This window comes from Streptococcus mitis, assembly GCF_003942695.1.
Taxonomy (GTDB): Bacteria; Bacillota; Bacilli; order Lactobacillales; family Streptococcaceae; genus Streptococcus; species Streptococcus mitis_BD.
In genome coordinates this window covers 1-23,946 of record NZ_RJNU01000006.1, presented here as the reverse complement: position 1 = coordinate 23,946, position 23,946 = coordinate 1, and the positions used below count along the sequence as shown (strand labels likewise).

The 23,946-nt window shown below is 41.5% G+C and carries 27 protein-coding genes and 1 pseudogene; all 28 read right to left on the bottom strand.

Translation table 11 applies throughout. The features are described from left to right. Positions 1-99: 99 nt before the first annotated feature. Positions 100-561: an ECF transporter S component gene (locus D8852_RS05715; RefSeq protein WP_125424761.1), complete on the bottom strand. Its 462-nt coding sequence runs from the start codon at positions 559-561 to the stop codon at positions 100-102. Beyond that, complete coding sequence (locus D8852_RS05710; RefSeq protein WP_125424760.1) at positions 539-1,312, bottom strand: bifunctional hydroxymethylpyrimidine kinase/phosphomethylpyrimidine kinase; 774 nt, start codon at positions 1,310-1,312, stop codon at positions 539-541. The genes D8852_RS05715 and D8852_RS05710 overlap by 23 nt, the downstream gene beginning before the upstream one ends. Further along, complete coding sequence (truA, locus tag D8852_RS05705) at positions 1,302-2,051, bottom strand: tRNA pseudouridine(38-40) synthase TruA (protein ID WP_125424759.1); 750 nt, start codon at positions 2,049-2,051, stop codon at positions 1,302-1,304. Before truA ends, D8852_RS05710 begins: the two co-directional genes overlap by 11 nt. Before the next feature lie 96 nt (positions 2,052-2,147). Next, complete coding sequence (locus tag D8852_RS05700) at positions 2,148-3,299, bottom strand: MFS transporter (RefSeq protein WP_125424758.1); 1,152 nt, start codon at positions 3,297-3,299, stop codon at positions 2,148-2,150. A gap of 112 nt (positions 3,300-3,411) precedes the next feature. After that, positions 3,412-4,035 carry a Pr6Pr family membrane protein gene (locus tag D8852_RS05695; protein ID WP_125424757.1) on the bottom strand — a complete coding sequence of 208 codons (624 nt, stop codon included), beginning with the start codon at positions 4,033-4,035 and terminating at the stop codon, positions 3,412-3,414. 2 nt (positions 4,036-4,037) lie between these two features. Next, entirely contained in the window at positions 4,038-4,376 is a 339-nt protein-coding gene (locus D8852_RS05690; RefSeq protein WP_001061600.1) for a zinc ribbon domain-containing protein YjdM, read from the bottom strand. A gap of 209 nt (positions 4,377-4,585) precedes the next feature. Continuing rightward, a complete protein-coding gene (locus D8852_RS05685; protein WP_038804896.1) occupies positions 4,586-5,104 on the bottom strand; it encodes a Dps family protein in 519 nt (172 codons plus the stop codon). A 148-nt stretch (positions 5,105-5,252) separates the two neighbouring features. After that, positions 5,253-7,034, bottom strand: a complete 1,782-nt coding sequence (locus tag D8852_RS05680) for an ABC transporter ATP-binding protein (protein WP_125424756.1) — start codon at positions 7,032-7,034, stop codon at positions 5,253-5,255. 8 nt (positions 7,035-7,042) lie between these two features. Beyond that, a complete protein-coding gene (locus D8852_RS05675; RefSeq protein ID WP_125424755.1) occupies positions 7,043-8,779 on the bottom strand; it encodes an ABC transporter ATP-binding protein in 1,737 nt (578 codons plus the stop codon). Positions 8,780-8,957: 178 nt separating this feature from the next. Continuing rightward, positions 8,958-9,716, bottom strand: coding sequence for a triose-phosphate isomerase (gene tpiA / locus D8852_RS05670; protein WP_125424754.1), 759 nt, complete (start codon positions 9,714-9,716; stop codon positions 8,958-8,960). Positions 9,717-9,812: 96 nt separating this feature from the next. Then, positions 9,813-10,490: a DnaD domain-containing protein gene (locus D8852_RS05665; protein ID WP_125424753.1), complete on the bottom strand. Its 678-nt coding sequence runs from the start codon at positions 10,488-10,490 to the stop codon at positions 9,813-9,815. A gap of 8 nt (positions 10,491-10,498) precedes the next feature. Next, a complete protein-coding gene (gene metA, locus D8852_RS05660) occupies positions 10,499-11,443 on the bottom strand; it encodes a homoserine O-acetyltransferase MetA (RefSeq protein ID WP_125424752.1) in 945 nt (314 codons plus the stop codon). A gap of 186 nt (positions 11,444-11,629) precedes the next feature. Then, positions 11,630-12,142 carry an adenine phosphoribosyltransferase gene (locus D8852_RS05655; protein WP_001049316.1) on the bottom strand — a complete coding sequence of 171 codons (513 nt, stop codon included), beginning with the start codon at positions 12,140-12,142 and terminating at the stop codon, positions 11,630-11,632. Between the two features lie 119 nt (positions 12,143-12,261). Continuing rightward, on the bottom strand, positions 12,262-12,699 hold the full coding sequence (locus tag D8852_RS05650; protein ID WP_125424751.1) for a GNAT family N-acetyltransferase: 438 nt from the start codon (positions 12,697-12,699) through the stop codon (positions 12,262-12,264). A 73-nt stretch (positions 12,700-12,772) separates the two neighbouring features. After that, the gene (rplA, locus tag D8852_RS05645) at positions 12,773-13,462 is read right to left on the bottom strand and encodes a 50S ribosomal protein L1 (RefSeq protein WP_001085675.1); all 690 of its coding nucleotides are present in this window, start codon (positions 13,460-13,462) and stop codon (positions 12,773-12,775) included. Between the two features lie 207 nt (positions 13,463-13,669). After that, positions 13,670-14,095: a 50S ribosomal protein L11 gene (gene rplK, locus D8852_RS05640; protein ID WP_001085808.1), complete on the bottom strand. Its 426-nt coding sequence runs from the start codon at positions 14,093-14,095 to the stop codon at positions 13,670-13,672. 122 nt (positions 14,096-14,217) lie between these two features. After that, positions 14,218-14,934 (bottom strand): LD-carboxypeptidase LdcB/DacB, encoded by a 717-nt coding sequence (gene ldcB, locus D8852_RS05635; RefSeq protein ID WP_125424750.1) that lies wholly within the window; start codon positions 14,932-14,934, stop codon positions 14,218-14,220. Between the two features lie 14 nt (positions 14,935-14,948). Then, entirely contained in the window at positions 14,949-15,410 is a 462-nt protein-coding gene (locus D8852_RS05630) for an HIT family protein (RefSeq protein ID WP_125424749.1), read from the bottom strand. Between the two features lies 1 nt (position 15,411). Next, complete coding sequence (locus D8852_RS05625; RefSeq protein WP_125424748.1) at positions 15,412-16,449, bottom strand: M42 family metallopeptidase; 1,038 nt, start codon at positions 16,447-16,449, stop codon at positions 15,412-15,414. 100 nt (positions 16,450-16,549) lie between these two features. Continuing rightward, positions 16,550-17,875 carry a branched-chain amino acid transport system II carrier protein gene (brnQ, locus tag D8852_RS05620; protein WP_185755587.1) on the bottom strand — a complete coding sequence of 442 codons (1,326 nt, stop codon included), beginning with the start codon at positions 17,873-17,875 and terminating at the stop codon, positions 16,550-16,552. A 184-nt stretch (positions 17,876-18,059) separates the two neighbouring features. Continuing rightward, positions 18,060-18,347 (bottom strand): rhodanese-like domain-containing protein, encoded by a 288-nt coding sequence (locus D8852_RS05615; protein WP_125424746.1) that lies wholly within the window; start codon positions 18,345-18,347, stop codon positions 18,060-18,062. A 24-nt stretch (positions 18,348-18,371) separates the two neighbouring features. Next, positions 18,372-18,863: pseudogene (locus D8852_RS05610) on the bottom strand (prolyl-tRNA synthetase associated domain-containing protein). A gap of 12 nt (positions 18,864-18,875) precedes the next feature. Then, positions 18,876-19,460, bottom strand: a complete 585-nt coding sequence (locus tag D8852_RS05605) for a uracil-DNA glycosylase family protein (RefSeq protein WP_125424745.1) — start codon at positions 19,458-19,460, stop codon at positions 18,876-18,878. A 53-nt stretch (positions 19,461-19,513) separates the two neighbouring features. Continuing rightward, positions 19,514-20,914 (bottom strand): dipeptidase PepV, encoded by a 1,401-nt coding sequence (gene pepV, locus D8852_RS05600; RefSeq protein WP_125424744.1) that lies wholly within the window; start codon positions 20,912-20,914, stop codon positions 19,514-19,516. A gap of 12 nt (positions 20,915-20,926) precedes the next feature. Beyond that, complete coding sequence (locus D8852_RS05595) at positions 20,927-21,532, bottom strand: nitroreductase family protein (protein ID WP_000670152.1); 606 nt, start codon at positions 21,530-21,532, stop codon at positions 20,927-20,929. A gap of 185 nt (positions 21,533-21,717) precedes the next feature. Continuing rightward, positions 21,718-22,239, bottom strand: coding sequence for a hypothetical protein (locus D8852_RS05590; RefSeq protein ID WP_000720915.1), 522 nt, complete (start codon positions 22,237-22,239; stop codon positions 21,718-21,720). 157 nt (positions 22,240-22,396) lie between these two features. Then, positions 22,397-23,236 carry a metallophosphoesterase family protein gene (locus tag D8852_RS05585; protein WP_125424743.1) on the bottom strand — a complete coding sequence of 280 codons (840 nt, stop codon included), beginning with the start codon at positions 23,234-23,236 and terminating at the stop codon, positions 22,397-22,399. Positions 23,237-23,302: 66 nt separating this feature from the next. Beyond that, a partial coding sequence (locus D8852_RS05580; protein ID WP_142999066.1) for an AAA family ATPase occupies positions 23,303-23,946 on the bottom strand: 644 nt, incomplete at its 5' end.

The window sequence follows — 23,946 nt, the reverse complement described above, 5'->3', positions numbered from 1 at the left end:
TCTTCGAAAATCTTCCCACAATAAAACGCATAATATCAAGGTTTTTCAACACCTGATATTATGCGTTTTTCTGATTTTTAAAACTTTTCTCCAGCCGCTTTACTTAATTTTCTTAATACTCTGACTAAGCACAAACCCTACAACCATACCCACGGTATTTTGCAGGAAGTTTGGTAGGATTTCTGGTAGAGCTGCCGCCCAGCCATTCATCAAAGTTGAACCCAAGGCGTAGCCTCCTACCATCGCAATAGTAGCTAAGATAAGGCCTAGCCACTGAGATTTCCCTTTAAATCCTGCGAAAAATCCCTGCAAGCCATGGTTTACCAAGCTAAAGAACATCCACTGTGGATAGCCTGATAAGAGGTCAATCAAGAAACCTGCTAGTCCTCCAACGACAGCCCCTTCACGACTACCAAAGTAGAAGGCTGCAAAGAAGACACCCGCATCTAAGAGAGTTAGAATGCCTGTTGGTGTTGGGATTTTTAAGAAATAACCTAGAACCACAGAAAGGGCTGTCAAAAGAGATACTAGGGCGATTTTAGTTGTTTTGTTTTGCTTCATATTGTCTTACTCCATATTGATCTGCTTGTGCAATAGCACGGTAAACGAAAGCTTTAGAACTCTCTACTGCTGGTAAAAGTTCATCTCCTTTAACCAAGTGACTGGCAATGCTTGAGGCAAAGGTACAACCTGCACCAGAATTTTGGCCTTGAATGACTGGGTTTTCTAGGACAGTGAAAGTTTGTCCATCATAAAAGACATCTACAGCCTTGTCCTGACTGAGGCGATTGCCTCCCTTGATAATGACTGCTGGCGCTCCTAATTCATGCAATTTCTGCGCTGCAGCCTTCATATCTTCCAAGGTTTTAATCTCCTGACCAGCTAATAATTCTGCTTCAGGGAGATTTGGCGTAATCACGCTAACATGAGGGAAAAAGCGAATCAACTCTTGACAGAGTTGGCTGACAGCTACATCGTGCGTTTCCTTGCAGACCAAGACTGGATCTAGAACTACAGGCACCCCTGGGTGTTGCTTGATAAAGTCCAATGCCCTCTCAGCCACACTGACAGTAGGGAGAAGACCAATCTTAATTCCTGCAAACTCCACATCACGCAAGCTGTCTAGCTCATGTTGAAAAATAGTATCAGCCGTAGGAAAGACTTCAAAACCCTTTTCTGTCACAGCCGTCAAACAAGTCACTGCTACAAAACCATGCAAGCCATTCAAAGTATAGGTGGCCAAATCAGCTGACAAGCCGCCACCACTAAAAATATCATTCCCAGAAAGGGCTAAAATACGATTATTCTTCATAACGAATCTCCTTTAAATACAAGCCATTTGGTGCTGCTGTTGGGCCTGCAAGTTGCCTGTCCTTCTTCTCCAAAATCAAGTCAATCTGCTCAACTGGCATTCGGTTGTTTCCGATCTTGAGAAGAGTCCCCACCATATTGCGAATCTGCTTATACAAAAAACCATTTCCTGAAAAGGTAAAGGTCAAAAATTGGCCTGTCTTATCAACACTAAGACTAGCTTCTGTAATGGTCCGAACCTTGTCCTCTACACTAGTCCCAGATGCTGTAAAACCGGTGAAATCATGGGTTCCCTCTAACTTTTTGATTGCCATCTGCATCCGCTCAACATCAAGCGGATAGGGAAAGTGAGTAGCATAGTGACGGCGCATGGGATTTTTAGGACGGCCCCTATCCACGATAAACTCATAGGTCTTGCTATGTTTTGCATAACGGCAATGAAAATCATCCGCCACGATCTTAATCGAAATCACATCAATATCTTCTGGTGACTGAGTATCCAGAGCAAAACGGAGTTTTTCCTCATCCATCTGATAGGGCAGATCAAAATGAATAACCTGACCCAGAGCATGAACCCCACTGTCCGTCCTACCAGCACCGTGAACAGTGATAGCTTGTCCCTTATTAAGTCTAGTTAAGGTTTTTTCAATTTCTTCCTGAACGCTCCGCGCATGAGGCTGGCGTTGAAAGCCAGCAAAAGCGTAACCGTCATAGGAAATAATTGCTTTATATCTTGTCATGTGTCTATTTTATCAAGAAATATCTGAGCAAACAAGTTCAAAGAAAGAGAATTGTCTGGGGACAAAAATGAAAAAGAAAAACTTAGGAAACCAATCCTAAGCTCTCTTTTGAAGTGCATACATAACAAAGATAGAAGTAACAATCAACCAGCATCCTAGAATTGTGAAGACCAACATACCGTTTTGAGTCACCAAGCCAATCGCCCCAAGAATGAAAGGTGTCGTAAAGGCTCCAAAGCTACATCCTAGCACTGCGAAAGACGTTGCCTGATTAAGGAGGTTAGCTGGGATTCTTTCAGAAAGAAGCTGAAAGACAGTGGTCAAGGCCACACTATAAGAAAAACCTGCCACAATACTGCCAACTACCATCACACCCAATGACGGAGACAAAGCTATCACAATCTGACCCAATCCAAAGGTAATGCCTGACCAAAGGAGCAATCTTTCTTTAAAGAGAGAAATCAAGACAGAAAAACTCACGCCAGCCACAATCCCAATCAACTGCATGACACTAAGAACAAAACTAGATAATTGAGCATCCCCGAGACCTCTTTCCACCATCAAACTAGGGATACGAATGGTGATAGCTGTATTGGTGCAGACAACAACTGCTGCTTCGACAGCCAATAGAAAAATTAAGCCCTTCATCTGTCCCGTCAAACGAGTCGTTTCTGCCTCTTTTTTCTTTGTTTCTTTCTTTTCTTTCCCATAAGGGACAAAGAGCAGATAAAGGATCAATACTAAAAATCCCGCACTGTAGGCCAAGAAGGTCACTGTCCATCCCAAGGGTAAGAGCTGACCAACCACTAGAGTCAAAATCGATGCCCCGACAACTTCTGCTGATCCGCGAAGACCCAGCATCTGGATCCGTGTCTTTCCATGATAGCGTTCGCTGATGATGGAAATGGCCTTGGCATTGATCATCCCCACACCCAAACCAAATAAAATCCGCATCGCAAAGACAAAGTTATAATCCTGATACCAGAAGGGAGCTGTCCCACCGATAGAGAGGATGAGAAGTCCCAGACTAATCTGAAGTCGCTCAGGAAGCAAACGCTCCAAAAACCCATTTAAAACCAGCATAATCATGATTCCAAAAGAAGGGAGACTGACCAGGAGCTCGATTTGTTCTTTGGGGTAGCCTTGATAGTAGTCAAACATGGCTGGTAAAGCACTCGAGATGGAAAAGGAGGTAATCAAAACGAGGGAGAGGGCCAAAATACTAGCCCGTTCTAAATATTGTTTCATGGATTTTCTTTCTATATATTTCTCACTGTTGATCCTTTTAAAAGGAAGATGGCAAGAAAAGAAGGAGCCCGATTGAACTAGAGACTCCGTCCTAACTTTCCTCATAGGGAGACTATTTTCGCTTGATTTGCTTGATCAGATAGAAGATGAAGCCTGCAACCATATACGCCGCAAAAATGATCAAACACCATTTGATAACCACGTCCCAACCCTTGTTCACATTTAAAAAGAAATAAGGGAAGGGATTGTCCTTGGAATTCGGAATATTGAGTTTTAAGACCAGGCCGTTAAACAAGGCAAAAATCATATAAACCAAGGGCAAGATGGTCCACAAGACTGGATCCCAGATCTTGTATCGACCCTGTTTATCAAAGAAGAGGGTGTCGGCTAAAAACCAGAGTGGAACGATATAGTGGCAAAGGAAATTTTCCACACGGTAAAAGTCTGTCGCAATCGGAGCAAGCATAAAATGGTAAATCACACAGGTAATCATGATACTCATGGTAACGCCACCCTTGAGACGAAGCAAGGTCGCACTTTGCCAATTTTCACCTGAACGGCTCATCACACGGAGCAGATAGCCCGTGAAAATCGTTACCAAAAGATTGGACAACACTGTGTAGTAAAGGAGCATACCAAAGCCACCGTGCTTGGTAATCTCCAAATAAACTCCTGTAAATGCCGCTAAGAACAAAAGTACACGACTATAAAAGATAAATTTGTAGTTCAGTTTCATGGCTAGATTTTCTTAACAAATTCTGACTTGAGTTTCATGGCTCCAAAACCATCAATCTTACAGTCGATGTTGTGGTCACCTTCTACGATACGGATATTTTTAACACGAGTTCCTTGTTTCAAATCCTTAGGCGCCCCTTTTACTTTCAAGTCCTTGATAAGGGTTACAGTATCGCCGTCAGCCAATTTATTTCCATTGGCATCGATAGCAACAACACCTTCTTCTACTTCTGCAACTTCTGCAGGATTCCACTCATAGGCACACTCTGGACAGACCAAGAGACTTCCATCTTCGTAGACATATTCTGAATTACATTTTGGACAATTTGGTAAGTTGTTCATGGGTTCTCCTTATAACATTCCACTATTTTTTGACAATCAAAATTTCTCGAACAGCAACTATTATACCGTAAAATCCTACTTTTGACAATGTGTCCTAAGTCCAGCAGACAAAAAAATCATGCAACTTTTTACAGTTACATGACTTTTAAAAGATATTGGTCATGGGCACTTATCAAGCGCCTCATGATAAAAGGGGTAGCAACTATATCTTACAAACCAGGAGCTTGTCCGAGTTCTGCCGCAAGCATCCAAACTGTTTTCTCAAGTTCAGCCTTAGCCCCAACAAAGATATCGTTTGTAACGTCGTCACCTTCTTCGTCAGTCACATCCAAAGCCTTTTGGAAAAGAGCGATGAGGTAGCGATAAATCGCTAGAACACGTTCCAAGCTTTCTTCAACGTTACGGAATTCTCCTTCTTCTTCTTCGATTTCACTGTGTTGAAGGAATTCTGTCAAAGTTGAGTAAGGTTTGCCACCAAGGGTGATCAAACGTTCGCTGATTTCGTCAAGATAGCCATCAAGGCTGTCCATGTATTCATCCATTTTTGGATGCCATACGAGGAAGCCACGACCACGCATATACCAGTGAACTTGGTGAAGAGCAATGTGTGCCACATACAAGTCCGCTACTGCTTGGTTCAATACTTCCTTTGTTTTTGCCAATGCTACTGGCGCTGTCTTAGATAATGTTGTTACGTCTTTTAATGCATCTTTTTTCAATTCAACCATTTTTCTCACCTCATAATATTATTTTTGTAACCAATTTATTGATTACTACCTAAGTATACTACTCCTGGTATACAAAAGCAAGGAAATTAACTCATATTAAAAAAGTTGTAATTGACTGATAATTTAAGAAAAATTTAGCTTTATTTTATTAGCTGACTTGATCAGATTTGCTCGAAAATTGGCTTTGATAAAGATTATAATAAAAACCTTTTGCTTGGAGCAAGCTTTCATGGTTTCCCTGCTCAATAATCTGTCCGTCCTTAAGAACAAGAATCTTGTCTGCTTCTTGAATGGTAGAGAGACGGTGGGCGATGACAAAGCTGGTTCTTCCCTTCATCAAGCGTTTCATAGCTTTTTGAATCAAGAGTTCCAAACGGGTATCAACAGAGGAAGTCGCTTCATCCAGAATGAGAATTTTAGGATTGGCCAGGAGAGCACGCGCGATGGTCAAGAGTTGTTTTTGCCCGAGGGAAATATTACTTGACTCTTGGTTCATCTCCATGTTGTAACCACCAGGAAGAGTTCGGATAAAGTGGTCTACATTTGCCGCTTTGGCTGCTTCTATTATTTCCTCATCACTGGCGTCAAGATTTCCAAAACGTAGGTTTTCTTTGATTGTACCTTCATAGAGCCAAGCATCCTGCAAGACCATCCCAAACTGACGGCGGTAGTCTTGACGTGACAACTGGCGAATATCCTGCCCGTCAACCAAGATTGCGCCTGCTGTGACATCATAAAAGCGCATAAGCAGATTGATCAAGGTCGTTTTACCAGCTCCAGTAGGACCAACAATCGCCACCATCTCTCCCGGTTGAACTTCTAGATTAAAGTCTCGAATCAATGGTTTGTTTTCAACATACTGGAAGTCAACATGTTGGAAGGTCACCTGACCTGTTAAGGGTTCAAGGATTTCGAGTTCTTCTCCCTTGACTTCCTCTGTCTCATCCAAAATGTCGAAGATACGGTCTAACGAAGACTTGGCGCTTTGCATTTGACCCGCAAGTTGTGTGATGTTTTGGATTGGTTGACTGACCTGCCAAACGTACTGAACAAAGGCCTGCATATTCCCCACTGTCAAACGACCCGCAATCACCTGCAAACCACCAAGAACTGCAACGATCAGATAGGTCAAGTCCGATACAGCATGGAGGGCTGGCATCATGAGTCCAGAGATAAAGCTGGCTTTAAAACCAACACGTTGGAGATCGTCTGTAATCTTAGAAAATTCTTTATGAGAAGTTTCCTCACGACCATAGAGTTTTAAGACATTAAAACCTGTGAGATTTTCCTGCACATAGCCATTCATCCGTCCTAAAATAGCCGCCTGCTCTTTAAAATAAGGCTGAGAACGTTTCAAGATACTTCTGGCACCGAAATAAGTCACTGGGATGGATAGAATCACTACAAGGGCCAGTTGGAAGTTCAAGTATAAAACCATTCCCATGACGAGGACAATCGTCAGAACGGCATTGACAATTTGGAGGAAAGACTGCTGAAGAGCGTTTGACACTGTCTCAACATCACTGGTAAAGCGCCCCAACAAATCACCAAATTGGTGTTTGTCAAAGAAAGATACTGGGATACGATTGAGCTTTTCAGTCATTTCATTTCGCAGATCTTGGGTCATAGACTGAACCGCATTGGTCATGAAATAGTTGGAATAATAAGACCCAAGTTCATACAAGAGACCTCTAAAGAGGTAAATAATTAAAACAGTTCCGATGTAGCCAGTATTGATACGAGCGCCTGCAAGACCATTAGCCATATCTAAGAGATTCTTTGTCAACTCCGTAATGGCTAGCCCCAATACAAAAGGCTCCAAGACACTCATGACTACACTTAACACTTTTAGAAAGACCGCAAAAAAGACAGAAAAACGGTAGGCTTTCAAATAGCTCCACAAACGAGCCAAACTAGATTGTGTTTTCATATTTCCTCCTACTCTTCTGTTAGCGATGCATTTTTTAACTGCGACTCAGCAATTTCACGATAGATGTCATTGGACTCCATCAATTCCTCATGTCGACCACGGCCCACGATTTCTCCCTTATCAAGAACGATAATCTGGTCCGCATCCATAATGGTTCCGACACGTTGAGCGACAATTAAAACTGTAGCATTCTGTGTTACTTCCTTGAGACGACGGCGTAAAATGGCATCCGTGCGATAGTCCAGGGCTGAGAAAGAATCGTCAAAAATATAGATATCAGGATTCTTTATAACCGCTCGGGCAATTGATAGACGTTGTTTCTGTCCTCCAGAAAGATTACTTCCACCTTCAGCTAGATGGGTCGCAAAGCCTTCGTCTCGGCTTTCGATAAAATCTTTGGCTTGCGCAACGTCTGCCGCCTGATTTAAGTCTGCAGAGCTAGCGTCTTCTTTCCCATAGCGGATATTCTCAGCTATGGTTCCTGTAAAGAGTAATGCCTTCTGCGGGATAAAACCAATCTTTTGACGGAGAGACTTGAGGCGGTAATCCCTCACATCAACACCATCCACTTTGATTTTTCCAAGGGTGACATCGTAAAAACGAGGAATCAATTGCACAAGAGAGGATTTACCAGATCCGGTCGATCCGATAAAGGCAATGGTTTCACCTGGTTTAGCGCTGAAAGAAATGTTGTGCAAAACAGGATTTTCCGTCTCACCGGGATAGGCAAAGGTGACATTTTCAAATTCCAAATAGCCGTGGGTTGCTGTCTCTCTGACGCCTCCTTCATTTGGATCAATAGAAATCGGCATATCCATGACTTCTTTCAAACGTTCACTCGAAACGGCTGTACGAGGGTACATGGTGAAGAGATTGGATAGGAAAAGGAAGGACAAGAGAGCGTGGAAACTATATTCGATAAAGGCTACCAAGTCCCCAATTTGCAGAGAACCTTGTTTGATAGGGTCCAGAGCGAACCAGACAATAGCCACAATCATGGCAATGATAATCTGAACAAACAAAGGTTCCGTCAAACCGGTTAGTTTAAACAGACGATTGGAATTAGCTGCATAGACCGCATTTTGTCCTGCAAAGCGTTCCTCTTGAAACTCCTCACGGGCAAAGGCACGAATGACACGAAGCCCCATCAGATTTTCACGAGCGTATTGATTGATTTTGTCCAAAGTTTTCTGCTGTTTCTCTGATAAAGGACGAGTTTTAACAGCAACATAAATGACCACCACAGCCAAGAAAGGTACTGCAAAAGCCACTATCCAAGCTAATGACGGGCTGGTCAAAAAGATCATTAAAATACTAGACAGCATCATCATGGGAGTGATGACACCCAGTTTTAAGGTCTGTTCTGCAAACTGCATAAGAACAAAGGCATCACTGGTAATACGAGTAACCAGTGAAGATACTCCTATCTTTTCATATTCATGATGAGAATACTCTTGTAATTTGGCATAGAGATCATCTCTCATATCTTTAACCATATTGGTCGTCAGCTTACTAGCAGCGTAGGCTAAGACTATACGCCCCAAGGTTCCACATAGGATAATCATCAGCATAATTGCAGCCCAAATATACAATTGCTGTTCATTCCCTTTATTCACACCTTCATCAATCATCCGAGCCAGAACAGTTGGCAGTCCAAGATTGACGATAACAAAGAAAATCGCCCCAAAGAAATCCAAGAATAACCACTTGGGATATTTTTTCAAATAAGACCAAATATAGAGCATAACTCCCCCTTTCATAACCTTTTGATACAGAAAAGAGCGCGCATCCGCACGCCTTTCCTTCCCTAAGGAACTTCCCTAGTCGGAAAAATTCCTCTTTCACAAGAATACTCCAAGTAAAAACAAGACAGGCAGTCAAAGTCGCCTAGTACTTTTGACTGTCTGTCTGGAAAAAACTAGATTATTTTACAAAGTCAAGCAATGCCAAGAAGCTTTCAGCTTCAAGTGACGCACCACCAACAAGGGCACCGTCAATGTCTGGGCAAGCCATGTATGAAGCAACGTTCTCAGGTTTAACTGAACCACCGTATTGAACACGAACTTTGTCTGCAACTTCTTGACCAAAGTCAGCAGCTACAACGTCACGAACAACTTTACACATTTTTTGTGCGTCGTCTTGTGAAGCTGATTTACCAGTACCGATAGCCCAGATTGGCTCATAAGCGATAACTGATGCAGCAACTTGTTCAGCTGTCAATCCAGCCAATGCAGCAGATACTTGAGCACCTACGAATTCAGCAGCTTTACCAGCTTCGTAAGTTTCAAGTGACTCACCACAACAGATGATTGGAAGCATACCGTTTGCAAAGATTGCTTTTGCTTTTTTGTTGATATCTTCGTCAGTTTCATGGAAGTAGTCACGGCGTTCTGAGTGACCGATAACAACGTAGTCAGTACCGATTTCTTTCAAAACTTGTGGGCTTGTTTCACCAGTGAAAGCACCTGCATTTTCAAAGTAGCAGTTTTGAGCAGCAACTTTAAGGTTTGAACCTTTAGCAGCAGCAAGAACAGTTGTCAAATCAAGAGCTGGAGCTGCGATACCTGCTTCAACAAGGTCTGATGAAGGAAGTTTTGAGGCAACGGCTTCAACGAATGCTTTTGCTTCTTCTGGATTTTTGTTCATTTTCCAGTTACCAGCGATAAATGGTTTACGTGACATTTCACATACCTCTTTTTTCATTTTATTCACTATTATTCTACCATATTTATAAGGAGCTTGCAAATCTTACTCTAATTTACAAGATTTTCCGAGCGGCTACTCTTGCCACAAATTCATAGCATCGAGGAAATCAGCCGAAGCCTGAACTTGTTTAGGATTGTTAGCTTCTCGCTCTGCTCGTTTGGCCTCCACCTGAGCCACAGACTGGATGCCTTCATGGCGCCAATTCCGAAGGATGGCCTGAATATATTTCCAGTTTGGCTTGCCATTTAGAACCGCCTCTCGAAGAGCTTCTTTGATCAAATCCGCCTTGATACCGTCTTCTTTGACAGTCTTGGAAAGATCTTCGATTTCAAACGGCGTTAACAAACGTCCTAATTCCTGCTGAAATGTCTCTACCAGATCCTTGAGTTGATTTTTCGGGTTTGGGGCAGTTGTAGCTGGAGTCTGGCTGTCCAACAAACTATCCAATCGTTCAAAGGCCAAACTAGCATCAAAAATAAGCTCAATTTCCCCATTTAGTTCAATCGTTCGATATTGTAGTAGCCCATTTTCAGTCAAGTTTGAAATGGATTGGTTGACATCTGCAAGTTCTTTTCCAATAGTTTCTGCAATTTGGCTTGGCGACAGCTCATCCAAAGCAGATGTATTTTGTAGATAAAAAAATTGCCAGACGAGAAAATCATCACTAGAAGGAAAGAGTTCCTTAAAATGCAAGAGCAGGGCACTTGGTAAAACCAAGTTCCCTGATTTAAAAGCGTCAAAATATGTCATAATTCCTCTTATAAATATCCAAATGCAGCCGCATCATCCTCTACCTTTCTCCAGTCAAAAGGGGTTTCTTGATAAACTGCATAGTTAACCCAGTTACTGAAAAAGAGAGCAGCTGATGAAGACCAACAAAGACACGGTTTCTCATTCACATCATCATTTTTGAAGTAATTTTCTGGAATGTGAGGATTAAGTCCTGCCTCACAATCACGAAAATACTCTTTTGCTAGAGTATCACGGTCGTATTCTAAATGACCAAAACTATAAATTTCACGAAGATCCCGACTGGCTAAAATAGAAACTCCGACTTGTTCTCCCTCAGAGAGGATTTCCAGATTGGTTTTTCCTAAAATCTCTTCCTTATAGATTTCTGTATGACGAGAATGGGGAGCCACATAGCTATCATCAAAACCTCTAAAGAGAAGATGGCCCTCTTTCAAGGTATCCTGCGGGTAAATGCCTGACAATTTCTGAGCCATCTGGTGCTTTTCAACTCCATAGCGAGCATAAAGACCTGCTTGGGCACCCCAACAGATATGCAGGGTAGAAAAAACATGTGTCTTGGACCATTCGATGACCTGCTTAAACTCCTCCCAGTAATCTACCTCCTCAAAAGGCAAATGCTCCACTGGCGCTCCTGTGATAATCATTCCATCAAAAAAGTCATCCTTGACCTCTGGAAAGGTCTTATAGAAGGTTTCCATATGTTCGGCACGAGTTGTCTTGGAACGATGTGTTTCCATATATAAGAAATCAATATCTAATTGCAAAGGGGTATTAGCCAAATGCCGTAAGAGTTGCGTTTCTGTTACCATTTTTTGAGGCATGAGATTTAAAATCAAAATCTTCAAGGGGCGAATATCCTGATGAGCAGCCCGTTGGTCGTCCATAACAAAGATATTTTCTGTTCTTAGAATCTCCACAGCTGGTAATTTTTTATCAATTCGAATCGGCATAATACCCTCCTAACAGTTCTCTATTTCGGGAATGATGTTGTCTGTTTGAAAGTAAAAACCTCCAAATACTTCTTCCCTTTATTATACTGTATGAAGATATAGTTTTCAATTATAGTTTTTCTCTAACTAGCTATAGTTTGTTTATATAGCAGATGAAGAGAAAACAGCCCCAAGGACTGTTTTTCATTAATAATGCATAAGTACCTTGTAATCGTAATCTCCGATTTTTTCACGGCCTTTAAGCTCATCCAACTCAATCAAGAAAGCACAACCGGCTACAACTCCACCAAGTCTTTCAATCATTTCGATGGTCGCTTTAACTGTTCCACCTGTCGCCAAGAGGTCATCTACGATGAGAACACGTTGACCCGGTTTGATCGCATCAGCGTGCATGGTCAAGGTATCAATACCATATTCTTTTTCATAGTCAGCAGAAATGACTTCACGTGGCAATTTCCCTGGTTTACGAACAGGAGCAAAGCCAATTCCCAACTCAAAGGCAACGGGACAGCCGACAATAAATCCACGGGCTTCTGGTCCCACGATCATGTCGATTTTCTTGTCTGTTGCATACTGAACAATTTCACGAACAGCATAGCTATAAGCATTTCCATCTGCCATCAAAGGGCTGATATCACGGAAGGTAATACCTTCCTTGGGATAATTTTCAATCGTTGCGATATAATCTTTTAAATTCATCTTTTTCTTTCTTTCAAAGTTTTTTACTCTCTATTATACCATATTTTCTGTGAAAGAAGAAATAGAAGATTTTTATTTGCTAATCCATGATTTCGTTCTGACTATTTGAGATTCAAGCTTTAATCCAACCATTGAATATAGGCTGTTTTATCTTCACTATTATAACCAACTCCTTTATAAAAATTCTGAGTACTTGCATTTTTAGAACCTGTCAGAAGCATCATCTTATAACAATTTCCCTCTTTAGCTATTTGTTTAGCATATTCAAGACAGGAACTTGCATACCCTTTCCCTCTATCTTCTTCTCGGGTCACCACATTTTCTATCAAAGCATAGGGTCTCACACCTCTTGTCAAGTTGGGAATAATGACACAAATACAGGAGGAGACTATTCTTCCTTCCACCTCTTTCACGATAACATGATGGTGCTGGTCAGAAATCATCTCACTCCATACTTGCTGCAAATGAAGACTATCTTCTGGGATATCTTTCTCATGTAAGGACAGGTAGAGATTTAATAACTCAAATAAATCCTCCTGTACAGCTTCTCTCAACAATTTTATTTCCTCCAATCCTTTGTTGATAGATTTGAATAAAAAAACTCTGACCGAAGCCAGAGATTTTAGTTGATTAAAGTGAGTTCACGTCAACCTTGATACCAACACCTTGAGTAGTTGTGATAGTCAAGTTTGTTACGTAAGTTCCTTTAGCTGTAGCTGGTTTTGCTTTTTGGATTGTTTCGTTGAAAGCTTTGAAGTTTTCAACCAATTTTTCAGCTTCAAATGATACTTTACCGATGATTGCTTGAACGTTACCTGCACGGTCAGCACGGTAAGTAATCTTACCACCTTTAGACTCTTCAACTGCTTTAGCAACATCCATTGTTACAGTACCAGTTTTAGGGTTTGGCATCAAGTTACGTGGTCCAAGGACACGTCCAAGACGTCCAACAAGAGCCATCATGTCAGGTGTAGCGATAACTACGTCGAAGTCCAACCAACCGTCGTTGATTTTTGCAACAAGGTCATCTTCACCAACGAAGTCTGCACCAGCAGCTTTTGCTTCTTCAGCTTTTGCACCACGTGCGAAAACAAGAACGCGTGAAGTTTTACCAGTACCGTTTGGCAATACCATTGCTCCACGGATTTGTTGGTCAGCTTTTTTAACGTCGATGTTCAAGTTGTAAGCAACTTCTACAGTTGCGTCAAATTTTGCAAAGTTAGTTTCTTTTGCAAGTGCTACAGCTTCTTCTACACTGTATGCTTTTGTGCTGTCGATTTTCTCAAGAGCAGCACGAAGTTGTTTGCTTTTTTTAGCCATTTTCTATTCTCCTTGTAAGTGGTTCAATCGATTTTCATCTCCCACGTCACTCCTCGAAATGATGAAGTCTTGCGGGTTTTCAGTCTATTATTTTCCTTTTCCTACTTCGTTAAGTTCCTTTGCTGTACCTAAGTACAAGCCTCAGTCACTTGCCTAGTATGAAAAGCAACTAATAGACTGCTGTGAGATTTTCTACTGTGTTATTGATTAGTCAACAACAGTGAATCCCATAGAACGAGCAGTACCTTCGATCATACGCATTGCAGACTCAATGTTTGCTGCGTTCAAATCTGGCATCTTAGTTTCTGCAATTTCTTGTACTTGTGCACGAGTAACTGTAGCAACTTTAGTTTTGTTAGGTGTACCTGATCCTTTTTCAACACCTGCAGCTTTTTTCAAAAGAACAGCAGCTGGTGGTGTTTTTGTAACGAAAGTAAATGATTTGTCTTCGTATACTGAGATAACAACTGGAATGATCATACCAGCTTGGTCAGCTGTACGAGCGTTGAACTCTTTTGTGAATCCCATGATGTTGATACCAGCTTGACCAAGAGCAGGTCCAACTGGTGGAGCTGGTGTAGCTTTACCCGCAGGGATTTGCAATTTTACAAGTTTTTCGACTTTTTTAGCCATTTTTAAATCCTCCTTTGTGGTTTTGGCGGTAATTAGAGATTTTTACCTCCCACAAGTATGCTTTACACATACCCATCTATTATACACTATTTATCTAAAAATGCAAGAGAAAAATTACTTTTTTAATCGACATAATCTCCGCCTTCAAAGCCATAGTATTCTTCCAAACTAAGGCCACTTGCAGCAATTTCTTTGGCTTCTTTTCCAACGTAGCGAAGATGCCATTCTTCCGCCATGTAGCCAGTCTCTTTTTCCTTGCCTTTGAGATAGCGAACAACAAAGCCATAGTCAGCCGCATGATCCAAGAGCCACTGGGCTGCCTTTTCTTCAGTAACTAAATCACCATCTGTCCCGATAAGGTCAAAAGCAAGGCCTGTCTGGTGTTCACTGTATCCAGGACGAGCTGAGTAGCGATCTGCCGCTTCCTTCCCGTCTTGATTCACATAGTCTTGATAAAGCTTGGTTTGAGTTTCATAACTTCTAAAACCACTGTAATGATCGCTGATTGGGTAGCCAGCTGCTTGCATTGCTGCAATGAGTTTCAGCAACTCTGCTTTAGCTGTTGGATTTTCTCCTGGATTGTAGTCTTTTGACAAAGGATAGTGCTTATTGGCTACGACGATTTCATCATATTTCCCTTGGATACTATAGTGGTCTCCCTTATTCACAACTTCTGCTTTTTTCTGACTAGAAGCTTGGGGTTTACTTCCTACAGTTCCCTCAGGTTGACTGCTTTGCTCCGTCTTTTGAGTGTTTTCTTCATTTTTAGGTTGTTCTTGAGAACATGCTGCTAGGGTTACTGCTAGCAAACCAGATAAAATGATGTATCTTTTTTTCATTTTTTCTTCCTCTCTTATACCACGTGCTTCTCTAGTTCATCGGATAAGGCTTTAATCATTTGTTCCAGTTCAGGGGATTGCACTTGGCAATCTTCTGTCGCCATTTCTTCCCATGGCACCCACCAGACTGGACCACGGCCATTAAGTCCATGACCCTTCATATCACCCGACCGTCTTGGAAAGAGGTGCCAGTGAGCGTGGGCATCTCCATTTCCTAGAAGTTCGATGTTCATCTTTTCAGCTTTAAACACTTTGGCGACTGCTTCTTGGACCAAACTCATTTCCTCTAAAAAACGCAGTTTTTCAGAAGTCTCCATATGGTGAAGTTCTGTGACATGCTCTTTTGCTAAAAACAAGGTATAGCCCTTAAAGTATTGGTGGTCTCCAATAACAACATAGCCTGTTTCTAGTTCTTTTACAAAGTAGGGATTTTCCCCTGCCTTGATCCATTCAATTCTTTGACAAATCAAGCACATATTAGTCTACCAAGGCACTCTTGAGATAGGCGTCTACCATACGCTCAGTCGCCATGACCGAATCAATGTGTGTTCGTTCGTAAGAGTGACTGGATTCAATACCAGCTCCAAGGAGGGCATGCTTAACCTCTGCTCCTGCTGACATAGCTGCGGAAGCATCCGAACCGTAAAATGGATAAATGTCAAGCTTAAATGGAATATCTTGCTCCTTTGCCAAAGCCACTAAATGTTGACGGAAGTCATAGTGATAGGGACCTGAAGCGTCCTTGACACAGATAGATACTGTGTACTCATCCGTCTGCTGATCATCGCCCATAGCCCCCATATCGACAGCTAGATATTCCACCACTTGAGTTGGAATATTGGAGTTAGCACCGTGGCCTACCTCTTCAAAGACTGAAAAAGCAAAATGAGTTGTTACTGGTAATTCAATCCCCTCTTCCTTATAAACACGAAGAAGATTGAGCAAAATCGCTGCGCTGACCTTATCGTCCAAATGACGCGACTTGATAAAACCAGTATCTGTCACGACAGTTCGCGGGTCAAAACTGATAAAGTCGCCAACCTCGATGCCCATGGCGCGGGTTTCTTTTTCATTGGTCACTTTTTCGTCCAAACGCACTTCCATATTGTCCTGTGTGCGCTCAGCAGTTCCAGCATCTTTGTAGACATGGCAAGATGTCTGATGGATGAGGATAGTTCCAGATATCTTTTTACCTGTACTAGCCACATGAACGGTACAGTTTTCTCCCTCAATCATGTTCCAAGGGAAACCACCGATACGGTCCAATTTGAGCCGGCCATCTGGTTTGATGGCACGGACAATAGCTCCGAGTGTGTCCACATGGGCAGTCACATAGCGCTGTTGATCATCGTTTTGACCTTTAATAGTAACATTGACACCACCCTTGGCTGTGCGAACAGGCTGGTAACCAAGCTCTTCTAAAGTATGGACTAGATAGTCTGAGATCTCACGAGTAAATCCTGTTGGAGATGCAATAGCGGTTAGTTCTTTGATATAGTTTATAGTCTGATTCATTTCTTCACCTCTTTTGCTACCTATTATAGCACATTTCAGTAGAGAGGAAAAAAGAAAAATCACTCCTGTAGAGTTGACTTACAAAAGTGATTTCTATTTTTTATTCCATCTCAAAAGCATCACTCTCTTGTTTGTTTGGTAGAACCAAGGAAAGCAAGATTCCGATAATTGCTGGTACCAACCATGGTAGAGAGGCAGCTGCAAACGGAAGAGCATTGACGAGATTTGCAAGAAACTCAATCTTAAAGGAGCTTCCAAGGACACTTGCAAGAGCAATAGCTGTAACGACTGCAATTGTCAACTGCATACCCGGTTTTGATAGGGCAACAAACTTATTAACAATCACGATCATCACAATGGCGATGGTGATTGGGTACAAGATTACCAGTACTGGCACTGAATACTTGATAATCGCATCCAAACCGAGGTTGGCAATAGCAAATCCAATCAAGGTAAAGGCAGTTGCATAAACCTTATAGCTGATTTGTGGGAAACGACCGTTAAAGAACTCGGCTGTCGACACAATCAAGCCAACTGTCGTTGTGAAGCAGGTTACAGTTACCATAACAGCAAGGAAGAGTTGAGCTGTTGAACCAAAGATTTCCTGAGTTGCTTGTGACAAAATATAAACACCTGGTGTTCCACCCTTCATCGCTTCTGCTGGTACTGGGAAATGATTTCCAAGGAATCCTAAACCGATGTAGAGAGCGCTGAAAGCAAGAGCTACAACAATACCAACCACCCAAATAGTTGAGATGTATTCTTTCTTACTTGAAAATCCAAGTTGTTTCAAGGTTTGAACAGCGATGACACTGAAGGCCACTGAGGCAAGGGCATCCAAGGTATTATAACCTTCTAGGAATCCTGTACCAAAGGCAGAAGCTTGATAAGCAGCTGACGCAGTTTGAGGACTTGTTCCACCGTATTTAAATGCACCAAGTACAACTAGGATAACGATCAACAAAGCAAAGACTGGCGTTAAAATACGTCCGATTCGATCCAAAATCTTTGAAGGATTGAGTGAAATTAGATAGGCTGCTGCAAAGTAAAGCACGGTAAAGATAATCAATCCTAGGCCTTTATTTGCTTCAGACAAGAGGGGACTGATACCGACCTCGTAAGCTGTTGTGGCTGTACGTGGAATGGCAAAGAATGGGCCAATCGATAGATAGAGGACTGCAAGATAAAGCGTCGCAAACCAAGGTGAGATTTTCTTAGAAATCTCGTGAATGTATCCTTTCGGGTTTAGAGTTCCAATAATAAGTGTCAAGACGGCAATACCGACACCTGAAAAGACAAAACCTGCGATGGCAGGAAGAAACTGTTCTCCAGATAAAGCACCTAGAGAAGGTGGAAAAATCAAGTTTCCCGCACCAAAAAATATTCCAAACAGGAGTAAGCCTGTTAGGGCACCTTTTTTAGCCATAAAAATCTCCTTCATATTTCTAAAATACTGACCTAGTATACCATGATTAAGACTCTGAAAAAAGTATCCAAAATTAATCATTGAATGTTTTCAATATTTTTAAAAATAAGAATTATCTAAAAACAAAATCCCTCACTCAGTTGGAACCGAGCAAGGGAAGATTAGGATCTATCGCCATAGAGGTTTAAAGATTTTCAAAGGCCGTCATTCCACCTTGGACATTGATGACCTTGTATCCACGCTCCTCTAAGAACTGGCAAGCATGAGCTGAACGAATGCCAGATTTACAAATGACATAATGCAACTGGTCTTTGTCCAGTTGTTCATAAGTATCTGCTAGTTGACTGAGAGGTAAATTCTGAGCACCTTCTAAATGAAGCGGCTCGAACTCTTCTACTTCTCTCACATCTAAGACTGAAAGGGACTCTTTCTGATAGAGCTGGTAAAATGCGTCGAAGGAAAGTTCCTTCATTCTTTTTCTCCTTTTTTGATTCCTTTAAGGCAAAGTTAAAAACTTATAGGTAAATCCAATCGACTCTAAAAAACGGAACAAGTCTTGAATCTTGATAAAGATTGTTTTTTCATTGGTATTGGGATGAAAAGCAATGATATCCCCTGATAAAACGTCCTTATCAAAATAAACTAGAATGTCTTTTTCATCATTATTTAACAAACCAAAAGGTGATACTGTTCCTGCTGGCAGGTTCATTTTCTCAGCCAAGGAGTCCAATGAGGCCATGCGAATCCGATCGGCTCCCACTTGAACTTTAAAGTCATCCATATCCAATCGTTTCTTGTCATCCATTATGAGTAGATAGTACTGGGTTTTCTTCCTATTGGTCAAAAACATGGACTTAGTCCGGACTCCTTACATCCCTTCAATATAGCTATCTGCCTGCTCTGTCGTAAATGCAGGTGGATGCTCCACCACATCATAGACGATCCCCAACTCTTGCAACTTTTTAGCTACTTGTTGATAGGCATCCATAGTTTTTCTCCTTTATTGATGAATAATCTTTTGTACCAGTGCTTTCAAATCTGGCACCACTTCTGATTCAAACCAAGGATTCTTAGCCATCCAGATTTGATTTCGTGGTGACGGGTGCACCAGAGGGAAAAATTCTGGTAGATAGTCTTTGTAGTGTTTTACTCGCTCTGTTACCTTGCCACTAACCTTCTCATGAAGATAGTAAGCTTGGGCATACTGTCCGATTAAAAGAGTTAATTGGATATCGGGTAATTCTTGCAAGAGTTGCGGATGCCATTTTTCTGCAAAACCTGTACGAGGTGGAAGATCACCTGACTTGCCATGTCCTGGGAAATAAAAGTCCATGGGAATAACTGCAAACAACCCTGAATTGTAAAAGGTGTCTTCATCAACACCTAACCACTCACGCAGACGGTCACCACTCTTATCCTTCCAATAAATCCCAGCTTCTTGCGTTTTAAAGCCTGGAGCTTGTCCGACAATATTGATGCGAGCAGTCTTTGGCACCGCAAAGAGAGGTTCGATTCCGCGTTCTGTGTAGCTGGCATTCTGTGGATCCGCCATAATGGCTTGTTTGATCTTTTCGATTTGAGACATCTGTTTTCCCTCCAAAAAGAAGTCCAAGCATAAAATCTCAGACTTCTATCGTTTTATTTGATCAATTCATAAATAGCTTCAGCATAGATTGCTGCTGCTCGGAAGAGATCGTCCAAGGCGATAAATTCATTGGCTTGGTGCATGGTGTCAATAGAGTCTGGGAACATCGCTCCGTAGGCAACCCCACGTTCCAGCAAGCGACCAAAGGTTCCACCTCCGATGACTTGCTCGTGACCTTTAAGACCAGTTTGTTTTTCATAGACATTCAACAAGGTTTGCACAAGTGGATCTTCCATCGGCACATAGTGAGGGGTGTGACCGTGTTCAGAAAGGCTAACAGAAGCAACTGGCAAGGTTTCAAGGATTGACTTGATTTGCTCTGGGCTTGTTCCTTTTGGATAACGGAAGTTGAGGGCAATCGTATTGTCAGCACTTGTTTCATCGAAGCGGAAAACACCTGCATTCATAGAAAGGGCACCCATCTTTTCATCCACATGAGCAACCTTAAGATTTGTACCCTCATGGTCGTTCAAGAGAATCTTACCAGCGATGTCAAGGTAGTCTTTTGCAGGTCCTGCAAAGTCAAACTGACTGAGGAAAAGGGCAAGGTAAGTCGCACCATTGACGCCTGAAGCAGGCATAGCACCATGGGCTGATTTACCAATCACAGTCACCTTGTACTGGCCGTTTTCTTCTTGGAGTTCTCCTCTAAGTTTGTGCTCCGCAACAAAGGCATCTAATTTAGCTTGCAAGTCAGCCAAGTCACCTGAAACGAGTGCTGTTGCTGATTCAGGTACCATGTTTTCACGCAATCCACCTGTAAAGCTGTGAAGACGAGCTGCACCTGTATTTTCACCTGCAAAGTGAAGGTATTCAGTGATGTTCCCTTTTTCCCCATTGATGATAGGAAATTCAGCGTCTGGAGAGAAACCAAAGTCTGGTTTTTCAAGTCCTACATGTTCAAAGTAGTAGTCCATGTCTGCCCAGCCTGATTCTTCGTCTGTTCCGACGATGAAACGAACTTTCTTAGAAGTTGGAAGGCCCAATTCTTTGATGATTTTCAAACCATAGTAACAAGCTGTTGTAGGCCCCTTGTCGTCTGAAGCTCCACGCGCATAAAGACGATCGTCTTTGATAGTTGGTGTGTAAGGATCTGTATCCCAACCGCTACCAGCTGGCACCACATCCATATGGGCAAAGATTCCGAGAACTTCTTCTCCTTCACCAAACTCAAAATGTCCTGCGTAGTTATCAACATTTTTAATTGGATAGCCATCGCGGTCTGCGATTTCAAGGAATTTTTCCAAGGCTTTTACCGGCCCAGGTCCAAATGGATGCTCAGCATCCGCCTTGCTATCGTCACGTTCTGAGTTGATTTCCAAAAGGCTAAACAAGTCAGCCAAGAGGTCTTCTTTGCGTTTTTCTACTTCTGCTGTAAAATCAATTGCTGTCATTTTTTCTTCCTTCTATCTTTTCTCGATGATTTCATCTACTGGCAAGCGGTAGCTTGGCTCCAATTTTTCGTCTGTGTAACCTACCGTAATCAAGAGTTCTGGGCGGAAACGGTCTTCAATGTCCAAAACTTCGTTGGCTTTTGATTTGTCAAATCCAAGAATAATGTTAGAACCAATTCCTTGGTCTGTCAAAGCGAGAACCAAGTTCATAGCAACCAAACCTGCATTGAGGGCTAGGTAGTCGCTGACCTGTTGCTCACTGTAACGTGCAAACTCGGCAGGCAAATTTTTCATAAAATATTGAAGTTGCTCTTCAGAGAAGTTCTTTGCACCACCAACGCGGGCAATCTTGCGAGCGCGTTTGGCTAGGTCTGTATCTGTAAATAGGGCAATGGTTACAGGCGCTGATGATACCTGCTCAAAGTTCGAACCATAAGCCAATTTTGCCAATTCAGCATTTTTTTCACGAACCACCACAAACTTCCATGGCTGGCTGTTGTGGGCACTTGGGGCCAAGGTTGCGATTTCGATAGCCGTACGCACATCTTTGGGATCAACCGGTTTATCAGTGAAATGCTTAGTCGCATGACGTTTTTTATTTAATTCAAGAAATTTCATAATCGATTTCCTTTTCTAATTCTACTGCTTCCATTCTACCATATTTTGAAAGAGCTTGCAGGGATTTTTCATAGAGTTAGTACTTCTTTCAAACTCTCTGCTATTAATTTGGAGCTATTTAAGTAGGTATCGCTTTAGATTTGAAGCAATCAAAAAGCAGGTGATCGAACACCTACTTTCTTATATTATTGACCAGATGTGTATGGAGCAATTGCTTTATAAGCCGCTTCCAGCGCTTTCTTCATTGTGTCACGTCCAGTTTTCAACTGTTGAACAAATAGAGTACGAGTTTGTTCTGGCACTACTGTATCATCAGAACCAATGCTTGAAAGGCTTTCGTTAAATGACTCTCTTACAGTCTCCATAGACTTAAGCGCTGGTTCAACTTGGGCGTTATATGCTTCTTTTCCACTCTCTGGAATTTTTTCCCCAATTTCAACTGCATGCTTTTTATAATTGTCGACTAGTTTACCAAAGACTTTCTTCACATCTCCAACAGTTTTAGCATTGTCAATTTCTTCATCGGTGATCAAAACAACCTCATTATTTTCTGTCTTTGAACTAGACGTTGTTGATGAAGCCTCTGAAGAAGTTTTCTCTACAGAGCTTGAAGTCTTAGTCGAAGAGTCAGACGTTGTTTTCCCTGAACATGCTGCTAAAACAACAACAGATAACAGAGCCATACTGGCTGTAATAATTTTCTTCATAATGTTCTCCTTTTTATTAAGAATTAAGTTCATTGTATAACAAAATAATTTCAATGTCAAACTTTAGCTAAGCTACCTTTTCTTCCTTATCGTCTGACTCTTTTCTAAGCAATTCGACTACAAACCTCTCTTCAAATTAAGGGCGTCCATTTTATTTCTAACTTTGCAGAAAATCAAAATAATCTTTCACATCCTCTACATATCCATGCTTTTCGATTAAACTAGCTAAAAGTTCCAGATTGTGCCCCCGATAGTTGTCATCTCGGCGTAGTTCTTCATACATTTCGATAAAAGGAAGGTCCTTAGACTTGGCCAATTCTAGCTCCGCTTCATAATCATAAGCGACTTTACGAAACAGGATATTGACCAATTCCCCATCTTCCACTTCTATCACGGCATACTGGGCACGGTGATTTTTTAACGCTTCCCAATCAAAATAGGGCATGCCAATCGAACCAGGGTTGATAATTTGTTGCCCTTGACTACCATAACGAAGCAACTGCTTGTGGACATGACCGTAGACTGCCACATCTGTCTCCTCATCAAGTAGCCGGTCAAATTTCTCCGTATCATTGTCAACCAACAAGTCACCACCATAGTTCTTATCAGGCAAATTATGAGAAAGAGAAAAGCGCAGCCCATCAATTTCTTTCTTCGCAACCATAGGCAGGCTCCGCAGCCAAGCGATCTGATCGGGATCCATTCGCTCCATCAAATACTGCGTCATACGCAAGAGCTGGACTTCCTGTGGGTCTTCTAAGCCATATTGCCCATCTAAAGCCTCAAGGACACAATCATCCCAATTGCCTCGAACACTTGCAGTGATAGGAAGGTCATTCAGCAAGGCAATCAAGTCATGAGCACCTGGACCAGGTAGAAAAATATCTCCCAGAAGCCAATATTCATTGGCTCCTTGAGTTTTAGCATCTGCAATCACTGCTTCTAGTGCCGTTGCATTGCCATGAATGTCTGATAAAATTGCGATTTTATGGTTCATATTATTACTTTCTATTATTCATTTTCAAATGATTGTATTGATAATTCAATCTATTTACTTACAAACTCATCTATCCGCATTGGCACTACTTATATTTTCTTCAATCATTGCTCTGACCTGCTTGCGTTGTTCCTCATTTAGATTCAACTTCTGTAGTTGCTTTTCAATACTAAATTCTGAGGTATTGTATTTCTTATCATACATCTCTAATAATTTATTACGAAGAATAGGCTCGCTAATCAAATGAATTTCTTTTAATAGTTCTTCTTCATTTCCTTCCTGCTCCTCTTCTCCATTTAGTCTACTTATCATAGAATTAATCTTTGCTAAGGCAAAATCACCATAAATATTATCAATCAAATTTTCCTTCATGATTTCTTGGATATTCTTAGCGAAAGTATTTTGCAAAACTTTCCCTTCTGAGTATCCAGTTTCTTGATTTTTTTCAAGTATAATCACATTTCCTGGTTTAATATCAGATAACATATAGGGAGAGTGGGTAGTGAAGATGAATTGGAAGTTCATCCCTCCTATTTTGTTGATTTCATTTATATAATTGACTAAAAAGTTTATTAAGCTTCTAGACCATTCGAGGTGCATACCTATCTCTATTTCATCAATTAAAATTATGTAGTGATCACGGGAAATATTATTAGATAAAACTCTTTTAATCTCACTAATTAAAAGTAAAAGATTAGTTTCTCCAGTAG

Coding starts and splice junctions, on each gene's coding strand:
- D8852_RS05590 (WP_000720915.1), bottom strand. CDS start 22,239: ATGAAGAAAATTATTACAGCCAGTATGGCTCTGTTATCTGTTGTTGTT.
- D8852_RS05605 (WP_125424745.1), bottom strand. CDS start 19,460: ATGTCTCAAATCGAAAAGATCAAACAAGCCATTATGGCGGATCCACAG.
- D8852_RS05595 (WP_000670152.1), bottom strand. CDS start 21,532: ATGAAATTTCTTGAATTAAATAAAAAACGTCATGCGACTAAGCATTTC.
- D8852_RS05630 (WP_125424749.1), bottom strand. CDS start 15,410: ATGTGCTTGATTTGTCAAAGAATTGAATGGATCAAGGCAGGGGAAAAT.
- D8852_RS05715 (WP_125424761.1), bottom strand. CDS start 561: ATGAAGCAAAACAAAACAACTAAAATCGCCCTAGTATCTCTTTTGACA.
- D8852_RS05585 (WP_125424743.1), bottom strand. CDS start 23,236: ATGAACCATAAAATCGCAATTTTATCAGACATTCATGGCAATGCAACG.
- rplK (WP_001085808.1), bottom strand. CDS start 14,095: ATGGCTAAAAAAGTCGAAAAACTTGTAAAATTGCAAATCCCTGCGGGT.
- D8852_RS05700 (WP_125424758.1), bottom strand. CDS start 3,299: ATGAAACAATATTTAGAACGGGCTAGTATTTTGGCCCTCTCCCTCGTT.
- truA (WP_125424759.1), bottom strand. CDS start 2,051: ATGACAAGATATAAAGCAATTATTTCCTATGACGGTTACGCTTTTGCT.
- D8852_RS05615 (WP_125424746.1), bottom strand. CDS start 18,347: ATGAAGGAACTTTCCTTCGACGCATTTTACCAGCTCTATCAGAAAGAG.
- D8852_RS05710 (WP_125424760.1), bottom strand. CDS start 1,312: ATGAAGAATAATCGTATTTTAGCCCTTTCTGGGAATGATATTTTTAGT.
- brnQ (WP_185755587.1), bottom strand. CDS start 17,875: ATGGCTAAAAAAGGTGCCCTAACAGGCTTACTCCTGTTTGGAATATTT.
- metA (WP_125424752.1), bottom strand. CDS start 11,443: ATGCCGATTCGAATTGATAAAAAATTACCAGCTGTGGAGATTCTAAGA.
- D8852_RS05690 (WP_001061600.1), bottom strand. CDS start 4,376: ATGAACAACTTACCAAATTGTCCAAAATGTAATTCAGAATATGTCTAC.
- D8852_RS05680 (WP_125424756.1), bottom strand. CDS start 7,034: ATGAAAACACAATCTAGTTTGGCTCGTTTGTGGAGCTATTTGAAAGCC.
- rplA (WP_001085675.1), bottom strand. CDS start 13,462: ATGGCTAAAAAAAGCAAACAACTTCGTGCTGCTCTTGAGAAAATCGAC.
- D8852_RS05695 (WP_125424757.1), bottom strand. CDS start 4,035: ATGAAACTGAACTACAAATTTATCTTTTATAGTCGTGTACTTTTGTTC.
- tpiA (WP_125424754.1), bottom strand. CDS start 9,716: ATGTCACGTAAACCATTTATCGCTGGTAACTGGAAAATGAACAAAAAT.
- D8852_RS05625 (WP_125424748.1), bottom strand. CDS start 16,449: ATGAATCAGACTATAAACTATATCAAAGAACTAACCGCTATTGCATCT.
- D8852_RS05685 (WP_038804896.1), bottom strand. CDS start 5,104: ATGGTTGAATTGAAAAAAGATGCATTAAAAGACGTAACAACATTATCT.
- D8852_RS05655 (WP_001049316.1), bottom strand. CDS start 12,142: ATGAATTTAAAAGATTATATCGCAACGATTGAAAATTATCCCAAGGAA.
- ldcB (WP_125424750.1), bottom strand. CDS start 14,934: ATGAAAAAAAGATACATCATTTTATCTGGTTTGCTAGCAGTAACCCTA.
- pepV (WP_125424744.1), bottom strand. CDS start 20,914: ATGACAGCAATTGATTTTACAGCAGAAGTAGAAAAACGCAAAGAAGAC.
- D8852_RS05665 (WP_125424753.1), bottom strand. CDS start 10,490: ATGACATATTTTGACGCTTTTAAATCAGGGAACTTGGTTTTACCAAGT.
- D8852_RS05675 (WP_125424755.1), bottom strand. CDS start 8,779: ATGCTCTATATTTGGTCTTATTTGAAAAAATATCCCAAGTGGTTATTC.